This window comes from Streptomyces sp. WAC 06738 (genome assembly GCF_003945505.1).
Taxonomy (GTDB): Bacteria; Actinomycetota; Actinomycetes; order Streptomycetales; family Streptomycetaceae; genus Streptomyces.
Genome location: NZ_CP029618.1, coordinates 2,851,990 through 2,869,348 on the forward strand (window position 1 = coordinate 2,851,990; position 17,359 = coordinate 2,869,348).

Sequence of the window (17,359 nt, forward strand, 5' to 3'; positions counted from 1 at the left end):
TGCCGCCGCGGAACCCCGACCTCCGGCCCGTACCGCACCGCGCACCCCTAAGGGCACGCCCCCGCCGGAAAGCAGGGGCGGGCTCCTCCGTCCGGCCGACGGGACCGCCCGCGCGGCTGTCTAGCCTGGTCAGGCGGGTCGACGGCGGAGACGGCGGGCCGGGCGGGGGTCCTTCCCCAGGAGCGGGGTGGGGATATCCCCACACCCGATACGGCGCCAGGCACCAGGGATTTCCCGGCCCCCGCCCACAAGACTCGTACAGACGACGAAGCAGCACCGCGGCAGCGGTGCGAACAGGTTCCGCAGGGCGGTTCCGCAGACGAAGGAGACACGACAGTGACTACGGCTGTAGCGGCGCGCACGGCCGTCGCCGCACGAGCGCGACAGGTGACCAAGGCGTACGGCTCGGGGGAGACGCGGGTCCTCGCTCTCGACAATGTCGATGTGGACATCGCCCGGGGCCAGTTCACCGCCATCATGGGGCCCTCGGGCTCCGGCAAGTCGACCCTCATGCACTGCCTCGCCGGCCTCGACACGGTCACGGCGGGCCGCATCTGGATCGACGAGACCGAGATCACCGGGCTGAAGGACAAGAAGCTGACCCAACTGCGGCGCGACCGCGTGGGCTTCATCTTCCAGGCGTTCAACCTCCTGCCCACCCTCAACGCACTGGAGAACATCACGCTGCCCATGGACATCGCGGGCCGCAAGCCCGACCGCGAGTGGCTGGAGCGCGTGGTGGGCACCGTGGGCCTGGCCGAGCGGCTCAAGCACCGCCCGAGCCAGCTCTCCGGCGGCCAGCAGCAGCGCGTGGCGGTGGCGCGGGCCCTCGCCTCCCGGCCGGAGATCATCTTCGGCGACGAGCCGACCGGCAACCTCGACTCCCGCGCCGGCGCCGAGGTCCTCGGCTTCCTGCGCCGCTCGGTGGACGAGCTGGGCCAGACCATCGTGATGGTCACCCACGACCCGGTCGCCGCCGGCTACGCCGACCGCGTCCTGTACCTCGCCGACGGCCGCATCGTCGACGAGATGTGGAACCCCACCTCCGAGCAGGTCCTCGACCGGATGAAGTCCTTCGACGCGCGGGGCCGGGTGGCCTGAGATGACCGTCTTCAAGACCTCCATGCGCAACTTCTTCTCCCATAAGGGACGCATGGCGCTCTCGGCCGTCGCCGTCGTGCTGTCGGTGGCGTTCGTCTGCGGCACGCTCGTCTTCTCCGACACCATGACCACCACCTTCGACCGGCTCTTCAAGGCGTCCGCCTCCGACGTCCGCGTCAGCCCCAAGGCCGCCGACAACGACGACGGCGAGTGGGGCCGCAAGCCGCAGCCGACGATGCCGGCCGCGGACCTGAAGCGGGTCGAGAAGGTCGACGGCGTCAAGGCCGCGGACGGCGAGGTGGCCAACGACGCCATCACCGTCGCGGACGCCGACAACGACAACCTCGGCTCCACCACCGGCGCCCCCACGATCGGCACCAACTGGGACCGGCTGGAGCTGGAGACCACGGAGATCACCTCGGGCCACGAGCCGCGCGGGCCGGACGAGGTCGTCATCGACGCCGACGCGGCCGACAAGCACGGCGTGGAGATCGGCGACGAGATCCGTACGATCGCCGCCCCCGGCTCGTTCACCTCCGAGGTCGTCGGCATCGCCACCTTCAAGATCACCAACCCGGGTGCGACGATCGTCTACTTCGACACCGCGACCGCGCAGGAGAAGCTCCTCGGCAAGCCCGGCGTCTTCTCCTCGGTGAACCTCACCGCCGAGGCCGGTGTCTCGAACGAAGAGCTGCGGGCCGAGGTCCAAAAGGCCGTGGCCGACTCCGCGGAACCCCTCAAGGTGCAGACGAAGGACGAGGTCGTCGAGGAGAACAAGAACGACCTCGGCAGCTTCATGGACGTCATGAAGTACGCCATGCTCGGCTTCGCCGGCATCGCCGTCCTCGTCGGCATCTTCCTCATCGTCAACACCTTCTCGATGCTCGTCGCCCAGCGCACCCGCGAGCTGGGGCTGCTGCGGGCCATCGGGTCCAGCCGCCGCCAGGTCAACCGCTCGGTGCTCGTCGAGGCGCTGCTCCTCGGCGTGATCGGCTCGGTCCTCGGCGTCGGCGCGGGCATCGGCATCGCCGTGGGGCTGATGAAGCTCATGGGCGCGGTCGGCATGGAGCTGAACACCGCGGACCTGACGATCAACGCCACCACGCCGGTCGTCGGCATCGTCCTCGGCGTCGTCGTCACCGTGCTCGCCGCGTGGCTGCCGGCCCGCCGGGCGGGCAAGGTCTCGCCGATGGCCGCGCTGCGCGACGCCGGCACGCCCGGCGACCGCAAGGCGGGTGCCGTACGGACCGCGCTGGGCGTGCTGCTCACCGCGGGCGGCGGCGGGCTGCTCTTCCTCACCACCCGCGTCGACGAGGCCGCCGACGGCGCCATGTACCTCGCGGGCGGCGTGCTGCTGTCCCTGCTGGGCTTCATCGTCTTCGCGCCGGTGCTGGCCGGTCTGCTGGTACGGGCCCTCGCGGCCGGCGTGCTGCGGATCTTCGGCCCGGTGGGCCGCATGGCCGAGCGGAACGCGCTGCGCAACCCGCGGCGCACCGGGGCGACCGCCTCGGCGCTGATGATCGGCCTGTCCCTGGTCGCCTGCCTGTCGGTGGTCGGGTCCTCCATGGTCGCCTCGGCGACGGAGGAGCTGGACAAGTCGGTGGGCGCGGACTTCATCATCCAGTCCGACATGGGCCAGCCGATCGTCCCGGAGGCGGCGAAGGTCCTCGACGACGCCCCGCACATGGAGCACGTCACGCACTACAAGGCGCTCGACGCGGACCTGACGCTGCCGGACGGCAAGACGGTCGAGGAGTACAGCCTGACGGCCGCCTCCGCGACGTACGCGCAGGACCTCAGGACCGAGACCGTGCGCGGCGACCTGGCCGACGCCTACAAGAAGGACAGCATGTCCGTCGGCGAGGACTTCGCCAAGGACCACGGGCTGAAGCTCGGCGACACCCTCACCGTCGACTTCGCCGACGGCGGCACCGCGGAGCTGACGCTGCGCGCCGTCACCTCCTCCGAGACCACGCTCGACTCGGGTGCGGCGTACCTGAACCTGACCACGGCGCGGGACTACATCAAGGCGGGCGACCTGCCGTTCGACGACATCATGTTCGGCAAGGCGAAGGAGGGCCAGGAGGAGGCCGCGTACGCCTCGCTGAAGGAGCTGATGGACCCGTACCCGCAGTACCAGGTGCGCGACCAGACCGACTTCAAGCAGACCCTCAAGGACCAGGTGGGCCAGATGCTCAACCTCGTCAACGGGCTGCTGGCGCTGGCGATCATCGTGGCGGTCCTCGGGGTCGTCAACACCCTGGCCCTGTCGGTGGTCGAGCGGACCCGGGAGATCGGGCTGGTGCGCGCGATCGGGCTGTCGCGCAGGCAACTGCGCCGGATGATCCGGCTGGAGTCGGTGGTGATCGCCCTCTTCGGCGCGCTCCTCGGGCTCGGGCTCGGGCTGGCGTGGGGCACGGCGGCGCAGCAACTGCTGGCGCTGGAGGGCCTGAAGGTGCTCGACATCCCCTGGCCGACGATCGGGGTGGTGTTCGCGGGCTCGGCGGTCGTCGGGTTGTTCGCGGCGCTGGTCCCGGCGTTCCGGGCGGGCCGGATGAACGTGCTGAACGCCATCGCGACCGAGTAGCGGCGGTACGCGGTGGAAGGGCCCGGCGAGCCTTGGTGGGCGTTCGCCGGGCCCCGAGCCCGTTCCCGGTACGGGCGGTATCCGGGAGGGGCGGTGTCGGAGCCGCCGCGGGCGGCTCCCGACGGGCGGGCGACCCCACGGGGGGTGGGACGCCGGCCCTGCTTGCGGTGCCGAACCTCTGTTGCGGATCCGGCGGTTACGGGGTCCAGACGATCGGCGCGTCCTCGTAGTCGTCCTCCTTGTACGAGGCGCCCGCGACGCTGGCGCCGGGACCGGCGCCCTGGAGCCGCTTCGTCTCGTACGAGGCCCCCGCCTCGGCGAACTCGTCGGGCGCCTGGCCCTCCGCGCACCCCTCGACGTCCGCGCCGAAGACCGTGGCCCCCGGGTCGCCGCCGTCGGCGGTGGTGCCGACCAGGTCCGGCGGGTACGAGCCGCCCAGGTCGCTGCCGTCCGCGTTCTCGACGGTGAACTCGACGCAGTACGGCGTGATGTCCGCGTCGCCGTTCTCCCCGAGCGCGGCGTCGAAGGCCGCCTTGTCCACGTCCGACACCCCGGTGACGGTGATCCCGATGTGGCCGGTGGCGCCCGCCCTGTCGTAGGGGACGACGGCCTGCTCGCCGATCTTCAGCTTCGTTCCCGGCGGCGTCACCTCGACCTCCTTCGGCGCGGCGGCCGGGCTCTCCTCCTCGGCGGCCGCCGGCTCCTCCTCGGGTTCCGGCGCGGCCTCCTGCGAGGACTCCTGGTCCGCGGCGGAGGAGTCGGAGTCGTCGTCCGAGCAGCCGGCGAGGGCGAGGGCGGCGGCGCTCACCGCCGCCAGCACTGTCATGCGAGTTCGGTTCACTGAGGGTTGCCTTTCGAAAATGCGCGGTGGCGCGCGCGGTCTCTCGTGCTGGTCGTGCATGAGAGGCATGCAAGCAGGGACACGAGCGGTCACCGCACGCGCAGATTCGTGTCCCGACCCACGGTGGCAGCCGGGCACCGGCCGGGTCATTGACGCTCTGAGGACACTTTCTTGACGATGCGTCGACGCCGGGCGCGCGCCGCACGCCCCGCGGTCCGGGTAAAGAGCGGGTAAACGGATGCTCTAGGCTCGGGGGCCTTGTCTCGGGGGGCAGTCGGGGAGGCAGGCATGATCGGGGACGAGTTCCGCAGCGACGAGGTACCGGCACCGGAGCGGTTCACGCACTGGACGAACCGGATGTGCTCGCGGATGGAGGGGTTCTGCGCGCTGGAGGCGGGCGGTGAGCGAAGGGACGGCACCGGGTTCCTCGCCGAGGAGCTGGAGATCGCTCTGGGCGGGGTCCAGGTCGCGGCCCGCAGGCTCTCCCCGGTGCACGTACGCCGCGAGTCCGCGAACGCCGGCGTCGACGACGCCACGTACCAGTTCCTTATGCCCCTGCAGGGATCGCTGCACACGGACTGGGACGGCCGCACGGGCGTCTGCCGGCCGGGCGGCATGTACTTCCACGACGGGACGCGGCTGGGCGGCTTCGACTGCCGCGCCGCGGACGCCTCCGGCACGTTCGACGCGCTGGTCGTCACCATCCCGAAGGAGCGGCTGACGCTCCCGGCCGGCAGCCTCCGGCGGCTGATCGGGCGGGAACTCCCGGGTGACCGCGGCCCCGGCGCGCTGCTGGCGGGCACCGTCGGCCACGTGCTGAGCAGCGCGCACGTCTACCGGCCCACCGACACCGCCCGGCTGGGCACCGCCGTGCTCGACCTGGTGCACGCGCACCTGGCACACCAACTGGAGGCGCTGACACCGGAGTCGCTGGACCCGGAGCACCGCCGGCACGCGCTGCTGGTGCGGGTCGTGGACTTCATGCGCCACCACCTGGAGGACCCGGAGCTGACCCCGCAGTCCGTCGCCGACGCCCACCACGTCTCCGTCAGCTACCTGCACCGGATCTTCCGCGCGCACACCGGCGGCCGCGAGACCGTCGCGGGCTGGATCCGCCGCCGGCGCCTCGAACACGCCCGCCGCGACCTGGCCGACCCGGTGCTCGCGGCGGTGCCCGTGCACCGGATCGCGGCCCGCTGGGGCTACACCCACGCGGAGGCGTTCACGCGCAACTTCCGGGCGGCGTACGGGGTGACGCCCCGGGAGTTCCGGCAGGGCGACCCGGCGGCCTCCGCCGACGGCGTCTCCTGACCCGGCGGGGGCGGCTCGTAGACTCGTGGCGTGGCATTCACGAGCGGTCCGCACTGCTTCCTCTGAGCGGAAGGCACTGAGGGCGACGCCGGCCGGCGTCGCCCTCCCCGGCGTGCCTGCCGCGTGACCCGCGCCCCTTCGCCGCCCGCCTCCCGGGCAGTGCGTGACGCGCCCGCCCGCAGGCACGGTCCCCGCCCGCCCCCGTGCCAGGAGCGCCCCGTGCCCGTACCGCTTCCCCCTGCCCTCGCCCTCTCGCTCGACGTGCTGCGCTGCCCCACGTGCCGCCGCGCCCGCCGCCTGCACCCCGGCGTCGGGGCCCTGCGCTGCCCGGCAGGCCACACCTTCGACCTCGCCCGCCACGGCTACGTCAGCCTGCTCACCGGCGCCCGCGCCACCAGCGGCGACGACGCGGACATGGTGCGCGCCCGGAGCCGCTTCCTGGCCGCCGGCGCGTACGAACCGCTGCGCGCGGCCGCCGCCCGGCTGGCCGCCGCGGCGGTCTCCAGGGCCGGGGCCACGGTCGTGGACGCGGGCTGCGGTACGGGCCACTACCTCGCCGGCGTGCTCGACCGGCTGCCCGGCGCCCGCGGCATCGGCCTCGACACCTCCGTACGCGCCCTGCGCGCCGCCGCCCGCGCCCACGACCGGGCCGCCGCGGTGGCCGCCGACGTCTTCCGCCCCCTGCCGCTGGCCGACGGCGCGGCCGATGTCGTCCTGAACGTCTTCGCGCCGCGCAACGCGGCCGGGTTCCACCGCGTGCTGCGGCCGGGCGGCCGGCTGGTCGTGCTCCGCCCCACCGGGCGCCACCTGGCCGAACTGCGCGCCCGGCGGCCCGCGATGGTCACCGTCGACCCGGCGAAGGAGGAGCGGCTGCACCGCGCGCTCGGCCCCTTCTTCGAGGCCGCCGCCACCGAGCGGATCGACTACCCCGCCCGCCTGACCGCGGCGGAGGCCCTGGACCTGGTGGCGATGACGCCGAGCGCGCGCCACCCGGCCCGTACGGAGGAACCTCCGCCGGGCCGGGTCACCGTCTCGGTGCTGGCCACCGCGTACCGGCGTCGGTGAAGGGGGCCCACGGCCGATCAGAGGCGGTCGGGATCGCCGGGACTGTCGGGACTATCGGGACTGTCGGGGCTGTCGGGACGGAAGCTCGCTCTGACGTGGACGCGCTCGCCCTGGGGGCCGAGGATGCTGAGGAACTCCACGGCGTACTCGTCGGCGTTGCCGAACCAGTGCGGAAGGTGGGTGTCGAACTCGGCCGCCTCCCCCTCCCCGAGGACGAAGTCCTTCTCGCCGAGGACGACGCGCAGGCGCCCCTTCAGCACGTACAGCCAGTGATAGCCCTCGTGCGACCGGGGGTCGGGCTCGCGGCCCTCGGTCAGGCCGGCGGGCAGCAGGTGCTTGAACGCCTGCGGCCCGCCGGGCTTGCGCGTCAGCGGGACGACGGTCATGCCGTTCCGGGTGAACGGCCGCGGATACACCCGGGGATCGAGCTCCTCCGGAGCGCCGACCAGTTCCTCGATCGGCACCCGGTACGCCCCGGCCAGCGGCAGCAGCAGTTCCAGACCGGGCCTGCGCCGGCCGGACTCCAGCCGGGACAGGGTGCTGACCGGAATGCCGGTGGCCGCCGAGAGGGCGGTCAGGGTGACGCCCCTGCGGCGGCGCAGCTCGCGCAGCCGGGGGCCGACCGCGGCCAGCACGGCGTCGATGTCCTCGCTCACGGGCCCACTGTGCGGCCGCTTTGCACTTTCCGCAAAGAACTTTGCGGGATCGCCGAACCCGGCGCACGGTGGCGTCACCCAGCGAGAGGAGCGGGCTCATGAACACGGCGCACTGGGATGCGATGTACGGCGGCAGCGATCAGGTGTTCAGCGGCAATCCCAACGCCGTACTCGTCGCCGAGGCCGCGGGCCTGCCGCCGGGCCGGGCGCTCGACGCCGGCTGCGGCGAGGGGGCCGACGCCCGCTGGCTCGCCCGGCGGGGCTGGCGGGTCACCGCGGTCGACGTCTCCGGGGTCGCCCTGCGGCGGGCCGCCGCCGCGGCCACCGGCACCGGCGGCCGGGTGACGTGGACCCGGGCCGATCTGATGGCCGCACCTCCGCCCGCCGGCGCCTACGACCTGGTGTCCGTCCACTACTTCCCGCTCAGGCGCCGGCCGGGACACGCCGCGCTGCGCGGCCTCCTGGACGCCGTGGCCCCCGGCGGCACGCTGCTCTTCGCCACCCACGCCCCCGCCGACCCGGACCGGCACGGGGACCCCGGCTTCGACCCGGCCGGTTACTACCAGCCCGGGGAGATCGCCGAACTCCTCGCCCCCGCCTGGGACATCCTGCTCGACGAGACCCGCCCCCGCACCACCCCGCCCCCCGCGGGCACCCACCACACCCACGACACCGTCCTGAAAGCCCGCCGCCCGCGGTGAGCCCCCCGCGGGCCCACCGCGCAACGGCCCTCCGGCCTAGTCGTCCCCGTGGGGGGAGGGGCCCGGGACCGTGCCCGTGGTTGCGTCGGAGTCGGGGGCGCGGCCCGTCATCGCCGTGAGGGTGGCGCGTACGTGTTCCATGTGCGCCGTCAGTTCCTCGCGGCGGCCCTCCGCCTCGCGCAGCGCGCGCTGCGTGTCGCGTTCGATCTGCTCCGCCTGCGCCACCGCCTCCGCCACCAGCTCCGCGCCCTGCGCCTCCGCCTCGTCGCGGCAGCGGGCCGCGTACGCCTCGGCCTCGGCGTGCGCCGCCTGCTGCTCGGCGAGGTGCGCCTCCGCGGCCCGGGTACGGGTGGCGAGGTCGGCGTCGATGGCCTGCCGCCGCTCGCGTACCTCCTCGTCCAGCCGCCGCGCCGCCGCCGTGCGTTCGAGGCTGGCCTCGTCGAGCATCGCCGCCGTGCGGTGCTTCATCTCCGCCAGCGCCGCCGCCGCCTCGCCCGCGGTGTCCTCGACCGCGGCGTGCGCGGAGGCCAGCAGGTCGGCCGCCTCCTGCTCGGCCGCGCCGAGCGCGCTGCGCAGCCGGGCCTCGGCCTCCTCGCGCAGGGCGTTGGCGGCGCGGCGGGTGTCGGCGGTGGTCTCCTCGACGTACCGGCGCGTCTCGGCCTCCGCGCGCTGCAGTTCCTCCGCCGCCGTGCCGCGCAACTCCGCGGCCTGCTCCTGGGCGAGGTAAAGGATCTCCTGGGCGCGGGGGCCCAGTTCCGCGTAGGTCTGCTCCTTGACCTGTGCCAGCTCGCCGGTGAGGCGTTCCAGCTCCTGGCTCAGCTCGCGCTCCAGGACGGTGAGGCGGGCGGCCCGCTCCCAGGCGGAGTCGCGCTCCTCGCCCACGCGGGTCACCGCGGCGTCCACTTGGTCGGGGTGGTAGCCGCGCCCACCGCGTACGGTGTCGAAGCCCCGAGCCGACGTCTTCACGGCGCCCATGTGATCGAGCTCCTCTCGTCCCCGGTCGACTGTCGGCGCTCATCCTTCAGGACTCTCGCTAATCGGTCATAACCTGACACCCACTCCTTTCAGGTGGTCATCGGTCGAAGAACATACGAAACGGCCCCACCGGCGGAGCCGGTGAGGCCGTTCCCTTACTGCCCGCGAAGGGCTACAACAGGCCGTCCCAGAGCTGTTCGAGCACCACCGACCACCAGTGGTCGGGGCCCTGGAGGGCCGCCGGGTCGATCGCCACCAACTGCGACTGGAAGTCGACCGTCCAGCGCCCCGCCTGGTCCGGCGTGAGCCCGAAGCGCATCCGCCACATGTGGCCGAGCATCGCCAGGCAGCGCACGAACTCCGGCAGCCCGGTGTTCACGAACTGCGGCGGCGCGCTGCCCCCGCCGGGCGCCGCCTCCAGCGGCACGGCGACGATGTGCGCGGTCCCGTACTGGACACACATCTGGCGGCCGAAGTCGTTGCCCATCACGAGGTACGAACCGGCGTCGGACGCCGCCTGCACGCCCCGCTCCGCCGCCAGCTCCGCCAGCGTCGGAACCGGCCGGCCCGGCTGCGCCTGGCCCCAGAAGAACGGGCCGAAGTCCATCGGCAGCCCGGCCCACACGAGCGTCTGCGCCACGATGTCCGGCACGCCCTGCCGGGCCACGGCCCGCTGGTCGTACCGGAACACGCCCTGCGGCCCGAACGCCTGGTACAGCTCGTGCCCCAGCCCCTCGGGCGGCAGCGGCGGCAGCACGGGGATCTGCCCCGGCGGCGGCAGCGGCACGCGCTGCGGCCGCGGCCGGGCCGGGCCGTCGGCGACCTGGTGCAGCTCGCCCTGGTGCTCGATGAGCTGCTGCATGCCCTGCTGCCGGGAGGCGTGGTCGCGGCCGTAGGAGGCGGTGTGGCTCAGCCGCACCTGCGGCCAGGTCTCGCGGATCATGCGGGAGCAGTAGCCGCCGGGCAGGTCGCAGGGCTCCAGCTCGGTGTGGAGCTCCAGGACCTGCTGCGGCGGTACGCCCATGCCGCGCAGCTCGTGCAGGATCTGCCACTCGGGGTGCGCGGTGCCGGGGGCGGAGCGGCGCATGACCTGCTGCTCGGAGCCGTCCTGGGCGCGGTAGCGCAGGACGGCGAGGTAGCCGGGGCCGACGGTGGGGACGCCGGGGGGCGGATAGCCGTAGCCCGCGGGCTGCGGGGCGCCGGGGGGCGGCATGCCGGGCGCGCCGGGCACGGGTCCTGCGGGGGCGGCTCCGGGGGCGCCCGGGGGAAGGGGGCGGGACCGGCGGCGGGGGGCGCGCCGGGGGCGCCCGGAGCGCCGGGCGCGAAGGGGGCGCCGCCGGGGGGCGGGGCGGGCTGGCCGGGCGCGGGGGGCGGGGGTGCGCTGGGTGCCCCCGGGGCGCCAGGGGCTCCGGGTGCGCCGGGTGCCGGTGGGGCGGCGGGTGCGCCCGGGGCGCCGGGTGCGCCGGGGGGTGAGGGCGGGCCCGGGGGTGCGCCGCCCGCGGAGGCACCCGGGTCGACCTGCGACACGAGCTGGGTCGGGATGTACGCGTTGCCGGCGCCCGGGGCACCCGGGGCCGACGGCGGGGGCGGCGCCGAGGAACCGGAGCCGCGGCCGGCGCCGGGCGTGCCGGGGGCGCCGGGCGGCGGCGGTACGCCCTGACCGCCGGGGGCCCGCTTGCCCTTGAGCGGGGGCGGGATGGGGGTGGCCTTGCTGGTGGCCTGCTCGGCGATGTCGGCGGCACCGCCGCCGGAGCCGGCGGGCGGGGCGGAGGGGGTCTGGGGGGCGGCCGGGGTGCTGGGCCCGCCCGGGGCGCCGGGGGCCCCGGGTGCGGAGGGAGCGCCCGGTGCGGCCGGGGCACCGGGGGCCGCGGGTGGGGCGGGCGGGGCGCCGGGGGCGCCGGGCGGAGTGCCCGGGGCGCCGGGGGTGTTCGGGGCTCCCGGCGGGGCGGGGGTGCCCGTGGATCCGGGGGCTCCCACGGCGTTCGGTCCACCCGGCGGTGCCGGGGCGGGGGCGCCCGGGGGCGGGGTGCCCGGCGCACCGGGGTAGCTGCCGGAGCCGGGGGCGGGTGGGGCGCCGGGGGCAGGAGGAGGCGTGGCGCCGGGGGCCGCGGGCCCGCCGGGCGGCGCCGGAGCGCCGGGGTAGCCGCCGGAGCCGGGGGCGGGCGGAGCGCCCGCGCCCGAGTGCGGGCCCGGCGCGCCGGGGTAGCTGCCGCCACCGGGCGGGGGCGGGTACGGGCCGCCCGGCGGCGGGGTGTCGGGAAGCGAAGCGGAGAGGACCGTCTCCGGCAGCGGCACGGAGGCCGCGTCGTCGTCGCCGCGGGAGTTGGTGTCGTTCCACGGGGTCGGTGCCGCCGCCGCGGGCGCGGTCGGGTCCACCCGCGGGCCCACCGACCCGGAGGAGGCCCCCGACGCACCGGCGCCCCCGGCCGCGTACGGCGAAGCGGGCCCGGAACCCCCGGCCCCGTATGGCGCGCCCGGACTCCCCTGCGCCGCAGGCGCACCCGGGCCCGAAGACGGCGCCGGGACGGGCGACGGGGAAGACGATGACGGGGCGGCCGGGGGCGCCGGAGAAGGCGCAGGAGCAGGCGCGCCCGCGTGCCGGCCACCCGACCTGCCGGACCCGGACGACCCCGAAGACCCCGAGTCGCGCCGCGGAATGCCGATCTGGTCCGCCGCCTCCTGCAGCCACTCCGGCGGCGTCAGCAGGAACGACGTCGCCCCCAAATCCACGCGCTCCCCCGGCTGCACGCCCCGCGGAGCCGCCGCCTCCTCGCCGCCGTACTCCTCCTCGAAGCGCCGGATCACCTCGCCGACCGGCAGCGCGGGCCACAGCGTCGTGTCACCCGAGTCACGCGCGATGACCATGCGCGCCCCCGAGCCCTCCGGCATCTCGTCGCCCGCCGGGATCTCGGCCCAGGCCACGAAGCCCAGTTCGAACTCCCGCACCTTGACCTCGCGGCGCCGCTGCTGCGGCACCCCGCCGTTGATCCACGAGTCGGCGCGCTCCTGCGCCTGTGCGAAGGTGACCATTACCTCTTCACCCCTCCACCGGCACGGCGCGCGCGAAGCCGCCGTCCACCATCAGATTCGCCACGGTCTCCAACTCCGGCGGGCCGCCCACCAGCCGGTCGAGGAAGGCGTCGAAGTCCTCCCCGCAGAACAGCAGCAGCCGCTCCACCCGCTCCGCGACCGACCAGCCCGAGTCGCCCTGGTCGCGGGCGTCGTCGTACGGGCAGAACCACACGCTGCCGCGCCTGCGGCCCTTCGTCTTCAGCGCGAGCACCCCGCCCTGCAGGAACGCGATGCCCAGATAGTCCTTCGTCAGATGGTCGCGCAGGCACTTGTTGACGTAGACCACGTCGTTCACCGCCGCCTCGTCGCGCACGGTGAAGAACGGCTGGTCCACCAGCAGCCCCAGCTCCGGATCGAGCGCCGCCCCGACCGGCGCGCAGCCGCCCGCCGCCTTGAGGAAGTCGCGGTACGCGCCCGGCAGCCCGTAGCCGAGATCCTCCTCGACACCCATCACCTGGTCCTCGGTGACCGCCGCGCCGTCACGCGGAAGGGTGAAATGCACCGGCCGCGTCTCCTGCAACGGGCGCGTGCCGCGCTTGTCCTGGTCGACGGCCGCCGTCGCCAGCCCGCCGTGGTGCCGCAGCAGCGCCTTCACGTCGGCGGGCACCAGCTCCATGCGGCGGGTCCCCGCCACGTGGTGCCAGGTCCAGCCGTGCGGCGTCGCCACCGACGGCAGCGTCGACCACAGCTCGTGGCCCTGCGCGTGCAGCGCCGCGTTCGCCGACACGTAGTCCGTCAGCCGCAGCTCGTCGATGCCGAAGCCCTCGGGGGGCTCGGCGATCTCCGCCGCCGCGCGCGCGTACGGGGAGAAGTCCGGGTAACCGTCGGCGTCCACACGCACGCCGCGGGGGTGTCTGGCGGCCCGGACCGGGTCCGGGAAGTTCACGACCTGCCCGGCGTATGCCGCGTTCGGCGGTGCGACGGTCGTTCCTCGCCGACCTGACGTCATCGCGTGTGCCCCCTGCCGTTGGTCTCCGTCAAAACACAGCCTATGGGGTGCCGCGGCCGGCGGTCTTGCCCTGGTCAGAGAGCGCCCCGGCAAGCGGCGTGATCTGCTCCGCAATGACGGACTTGCCCAGCACGGGACCGGGCCGCGGGGTGTGCACACGCCGGTACGGAAGGCACCTCGGGTGTCGTGTCGTACGTATGTGGCAAGCTGGACGGCGCGAGACAGCGGAGTTTCACGGGGGAGGCTCTTACCGCTATGCACGCACGCTCAGACACAGCAGATCCGCTCACCGGCGGCGATCCATACGGCGGTATGGGACGCCCGTTCGGCCTGACGGACACTCCGTACGGATACATGGAAACGGACATGGGGACGGGGACGGGCCCGGCGGCCGACCCCCGCACAGACTGGCGCGACACGGCGCCCGGCGACGGTGTGCCGCGCCTCACCAGCCGGCGGGACGGCGTCCTGCCGGCCGTCGGCGCCGCCCTCTCCGTCCGCGGCCAGACCCTCACCTGCACGGCGAGCCGCGCCGACCAGGGCCCCCTGCTCCACCCACTGGTGCAGGACTTCCTCGACACGCTCACCAGCGGCCGCCGCGAGCGGTTCACCGGGCGCTGCCCGGAAGCCGTGCTGCTCTCGCGGCACCTGACGGCCGTCGAGGCGGCCCGCAGCAAGCGCGCCGCGCGCAAGCCGCTGTCGGCGGGAGAGGCGCGGCGGGCGCTGAAGCAGGCGAAGATCACCGCCCGGCACATCCGCGAGGACGGCGACCCGCTGCACGGGCGGTACGCGCCGCCGTGCCGCTCCTGCACCGCCCTCCTCACCCACTTCGGCGTGCGCACCGTGGGCGATGCGCACGCAGAGGACTGACCCGTGGTCCCCCCGGACCCGCGCGACCTGGCCGCGCACCACACGCGCTTCCCGGTCGAGGTCGACAGCGCGCTGCGCGCGGCCGGCTGGGAGCCGGGCCGGTGGGACATACGGCAGGCGGAGACCTGGGCCGACACGCTGCGGGCCCATGTGTCGCCCGCCGGCCACGTGCACGCGGTCTTCCCGGCGGCGGTCGAGGCGTGGGCCGAGTTCGGCGGCCTGCGCGTCGTCGGCGAGGGCTCCGGCCGCCAGTTGGGCCCGGCGGACCTGCACGTGGACCCGATGCACGGGCTGCACCTCACGCGCACCCTCGCGGACCTGGGCCGCGCGCTCCGGACGGAGCTGTGCCCGCTGGGCGCGGAGCTGGCCCCGGACGGGAGCACGGCGCAGGCGGTGCTGGCGGTCGACGCCGAGGGCAGGGGGTACGCGCTGGATCACGCCGGGGACTGGTTCCTGGGCAGGACCGTGGACGAGGCACTGGTGACGCTGGTGACCGGCCTCGAACCGCAGCGCCTGACGCCCGAGCCGGACTGACGGGCGTCCGTACGGGCAGGGCTTCCGCGTGTGGACGCGCCGGGTGCTACGCCCCGGCGGGCAGCACGGCTGAGACGCGGAAGCCGCCCGCGTCCGTCGCGGCCGACACGAAGCCGCCGCCCAGGCCCGTCACGCGCTCGCGCATGCCCACCAGGCCGTTGCCGCCGCTGGGCAGCCCGGCGCTCTGCGAGGCGGCGTCGGACGGGCCGTTCACCACGAGCACGGCCACCTCGGCGACGCGGTGCGCGAGCAGCACCCGGGTCTTGGCACCGGGGGCGTGCTTGTGGACGTTGGTGAGCGCTTCCTGCACGACCCGGTAGACGGTCTGCTCCACCTCGGCGGCATACGGGCCGGGATCGCCCTCCTCGGCGAAGTCCACGGCCATGCCGGCGGCGCGGGACTCGCCGATGAGCGCTTCCAGATCGTCCAGGCGTGGCCCGGGACCACCGGCGTCGGCGTCTGCGGCATCCCGCGGGCGCTGCCCGGCACGGGCTGCCGCGGCCGGGCCGCCGCGCGCCGGGCGGCCGGCGTCGGTGGCCACGGCGGCGGAGGCACCGCCGCCCGCGGAGGAGGCGGCCTCCGGACCGCCCCGGGCAACCCCGGCCCCGTCGGCCCCGGCCCTGGAACCGGCCCCGGCCCCTGCACCGGCCACCGCGACCCCGAAGCCGGCGCCGGCCGCCTCCGCGGCCGTACCGCCCGACGCGGCAGCGCCGGACGCCGCACCACCCGGCGCCGCGGCGCCGACGACGGCCTCGCCACCGCCCGGCGCCCCGCTCCCCGGCGCCGACACCGACCCCGCCGGCATCCGCAGCACGCCCAGCATCTCCCGCAGCTCCGTCAGCGCCTGCCGCCCCATGTCCCCGACCAGCGCCGCGTTCCGCGCCGCCTTCTCCGGATCGTTGAGCACCACCCGCTCCAGCGCCGCCGCGTGCACCACCATCAGGCTCACCCGGTGCGCCACCACGTCGTGCATGTCCCGCGCGATCCGCGTGCGCTCCTCGCGCCGCGCCCACACCGCGCGCTCCTCCGCCCGCTCCGCGAGCAGCGACAACTCCCGCTCCAGACCGTCGGCCCGCTCCCGCAGGCTCTCCACCAGCCGCCGCCGCGCGCCCACGTACAGCCCGAACAGCAGCGGCGGCAGCGTCAGGCCGACCGACATCAGCAGCGCGACGAGCGCGGCCAGCACGAAGGGCGAGTCGCGGTCGTGCTCCTCGAAGGTCTGGTACATCTGCACGAACGTGACAATGATCACGGCGGAGACGGACATCCCGGCCAGGGCCGCGGTGATGCGCCGGGGGATGTCGGAGGCGGCGAGGGTGTAGAGGCCGACGACGGCCAGCAGGAAGCCCATCTCCGCGGGCGTGACGGCCATGCCCACCAGCACCGGGACGATCGGCCACCGCCGCCGCAGCACCAGCGTGCTGCCCGCGACGAGCCCCAGCACGATCCCGAACCCCAGCGGAAGCCCGGCGTCCCGCGCGAACGGCACCCCCTGCGCCGCGCACTCCGCGGCCGACGCCGCCGCCAGCACCACGTCCAGCACCATCGACCGGCGCCGCGCCCACCACCAGACCGGCCTCCGCCCCCCGGAGACCTCGCTCACGGCTTCCCCCGACGCGGTCATACCAACCAGCGTAAGGGCCGAACACACGGTGCCGGGCTTCGGGTGCAACAGCACGCAACGGATTCGAACGCACACGAAACCACCAGGTAGGCCCCGAACTGGTGAATCGACCGCATATTCGCATCCGCCGCCCGGACCCGGGGCGAGTCTGGTCGCCATGACCCACGCAGCACGACGCCGCCGGGGCGACGGCACGGGCGGCCTGCTCACCGGCACCGCGACCTTCGAGGAACTGCGCGACCGGGCGGTCGCCCTACGCAGGAAGGGCCTGAGCCGCAGACAGATCCGCGACCATCTGAAAGTCGGCAACAACGACCTGCTCAACCGCCTCCTGGAAGGCGAACCGCCCCCGGAGTGGACCAAGCGCCCGCGGGCGAAGGACGCCCTGCGGGCGAGGGCCCGCGAGTTGCGCAAGCAGGGGAAGACGTACGACCAGATCCAACTGGAACTGGGCTGCTCGAAAAGCTCGATCTCCCTGTGGGTACGCGACCTGCCCAAGCCGCCGCCCCGGACCCCGGAGGAAGCGTCGGCCATCGCGAAACGGGGATGGGAGGCCACGCTGCGGCGGCGGGAGAAGGAAAGACAGCAGACCAAGGCCGCGGCGACCGGCGAGATCGGGCGGCTCAGCGACAGAGAACTGTTCCTGGTCGGCGTGGGCCTCTACTGGTCCGAGGGAGCCAAGGCCAAAGCCCCCGGCCGGCAGGAAAGGGTGATCTTCGTCAACAGCGACCCCGGAATGATCACCGTCTTCCTGGCCTGGCTCCGCCTACTGGACGTCGATCCGGAGCGTGTGCGGTTCAGCGTGCAGATCCACGAGACGGCGGACGCCGCAGCCGCCGAGGAGTTCTGGGCCGCGCACGTGGGCGTGGACCGCAGCCTTCTGCTCAAAACCTCGCTCAAGACGCACAACCCCCGGACCAACCGCACGAACACCGGCGAGGGCTACCACGGATGCCTTCGTGTAACGGTCCGGGACGGCGCTGAGCTGTACCGTCGCATCGAGGGGTGGTGGTACGGCATAGTGGTGGCCGCGCATCACCCCGATCACCGAATCGGACATAGGTGATGAACTA

Annotated in this window: 13 protein-coding genes and 1 pseudogene; 8 read left to right on the forward strand and 6 right to left on the reverse strand. The window is 74.7% G+C overall.

Annotated elements, in window-relative coordinates:
- Positions 1–336: 336 nt before the first annotated feature.
- On the forward strand, positions 337–1,101 hold the full coding sequence (locus tag DMB38_RS11955; RefSeq protein ID WP_125935161.1) for an ABC transporter ATP-binding protein: 765 nt from the start codon (positions 337–339) through the stop codon (positions 1,099–1,101).
- A gap of 1 nt (position 1,102) precedes the next feature.
- Entirely contained in the window at positions 1,103–3,688 is a 2,586-nt protein-coding gene (locus DMB38_RS11960) for an FtsX-like permease family protein (RefSeq protein WP_125935162.1), read from the forward strand.
- A gap of 196 nt (positions 3,689–3,884) precedes the next feature.
- Here DMB38_RS11960 and DMB38_RS11965 read toward each other — a convergent pair whose 3' ends face one another.
- Entirely contained in the window at positions 3,885–4,514 is a 630-nt protein-coding gene (locus DMB38_RS11965; protein ID WP_125935163.1) for a hypothetical protein, read from the reverse strand.
- Positions 4,515–4,817: 303 nt separating this feature from the next.
- Between DMB38_RS11965 and DMB38_RS11970 the strand changes: the two genes are divergently transcribed.
- Positions 4,818–5,840: an AraC family transcriptional regulator gene (locus DMB38_RS11970; protein ID WP_125935164.1), complete on the forward strand. Its 1,023-nt coding sequence runs from the start codon at positions 4,818–4,820 to the stop codon at positions 5,838–5,840.
- 219 nt (positions 5,841–6,059) lie between these two features.
- On the forward strand, positions 6,060–6,905 hold the full coding sequence (locus DMB38_RS11975) for a methyltransferase domain-containing protein (protein WP_125935165.1): 846 nt from the start codon (positions 6,060–6,062) through the stop codon (positions 6,903–6,905).
- A 17-nt stretch (positions 6,906–6,922) separates the two neighbouring features.
- Here the strand turns inward: DMB38_RS11975 and DMB38_RS11980 are convergent, their stop codons facing one another.
- Positions 6,923–7,561, reverse strand: coding sequence for an XRE family transcriptional regulator (locus tag DMB38_RS11980; protein ID WP_125935166.1), 639 nt, complete (start codon positions 7,559–7,561; stop codon positions 6,923–6,925).
- Between the two features lie 98 nt (positions 7,562–7,659).
- On the opposite strand from DMB38_RS11980, the gene DMB38_RS11985 reads away from it, so the two are divergent.
- A complete protein-coding gene (locus DMB38_RS11985; RefSeq protein ID WP_125935167.1) occupies positions 7,660–8,262 on the forward strand; it encodes a class I SAM-dependent methyltransferase in 603 nt (200 codons plus the stop codon).
- A gap of 36 nt (positions 8,263–8,298) precedes the next feature.
- Here DMB38_RS11985 and DMB38_RS11990 read toward each other — a convergent pair whose 3' ends face one another.
- From DMB38_RS11990 to DMB38_RS12000, 3 genes and pseudogenes are all read right to left on the reverse strand, one after another.
- Positions 8,299–9,237: a hypothetical protein gene (locus DMB38_RS11990; RefSeq protein WP_240662140.1), complete on the reverse strand. Its 939-nt coding sequence runs from the start codon at positions 9,235–9,237 to the stop codon at positions 8,299–8,301.
- 172 nt (positions 9,238–9,409) lie between these two features.
- Positions 9,410–12,267 (reverse strand): annotated as a pseudogene (locus DMB38_RS11995) (SUKH-4 family immunity protein).
- Between the two features lie 7 nt (positions 12,268–12,274).
- The gene (locus DMB38_RS12000; RefSeq protein WP_107086110.1) at positions 12,275–13,258 is read right to left on the reverse strand and encodes an SMI1/KNR4 family protein; all 984 of its coding nucleotides are present in this window, start codon (positions 13,256–13,258) and stop codon (positions 12,275–12,277) included.
- A gap of 366 nt (positions 13,259–13,624) precedes the next feature.
- Between DMB38_RS12000 and DMB38_RS12005 the strand changes: the two genes are divergently transcribed.
- Together DMB38_RS12005 and DMB38_RS12010 are read left to right on the forward strand one after the other, a co-directional pair.
- Entirely contained in the window at positions 13,625–14,128 is a 504-nt protein-coding gene (locus DMB38_RS12005; protein WP_125935168.1) for a YwqJ-related putative deaminase, read from the forward strand.
- Between the two features lie 3 nt (positions 14,129–14,131).
- Positions 14,132–14,662 (forward strand): SUKH-3 domain-containing protein, encoded by a 531-nt coding sequence (locus DMB38_RS12010; protein ID WP_125935169.1) that lies wholly within the window; start codon positions 14,132–14,134, stop codon positions 14,660–14,662.
- 46 nt (positions 14,663–14,708) lie between these two features.
- Here DMB38_RS12010 and DMB38_RS12015 read toward each other — a convergent pair whose 3' ends face one another.
- Positions 14,709–16,286 (reverse strand): sensor histidine kinase, encoded by a 1,578-nt coding sequence (locus tag DMB38_RS12015; RefSeq protein WP_125935170.1) that lies wholly within the window; start codon positions 16,284–16,286, stop codon positions 14,709–14,711.
- A gap of 157 nt (positions 16,287–16,443) precedes the next feature.
- Here DMB38_RS12015 and DMB38_RS12020 point away from each other — a divergent pair, with 157 nt between their 5' ends.
- Positions 16,444–17,352, forward strand: coding sequence for a hypothetical protein (locus DMB38_RS12020; RefSeq protein WP_206337683.1), 909 nt, complete (start codon positions 16,444–16,446; stop codon positions 17,350–17,352).
- Positions 17,353–17,359: the final 7 nt, after the last annotated feature.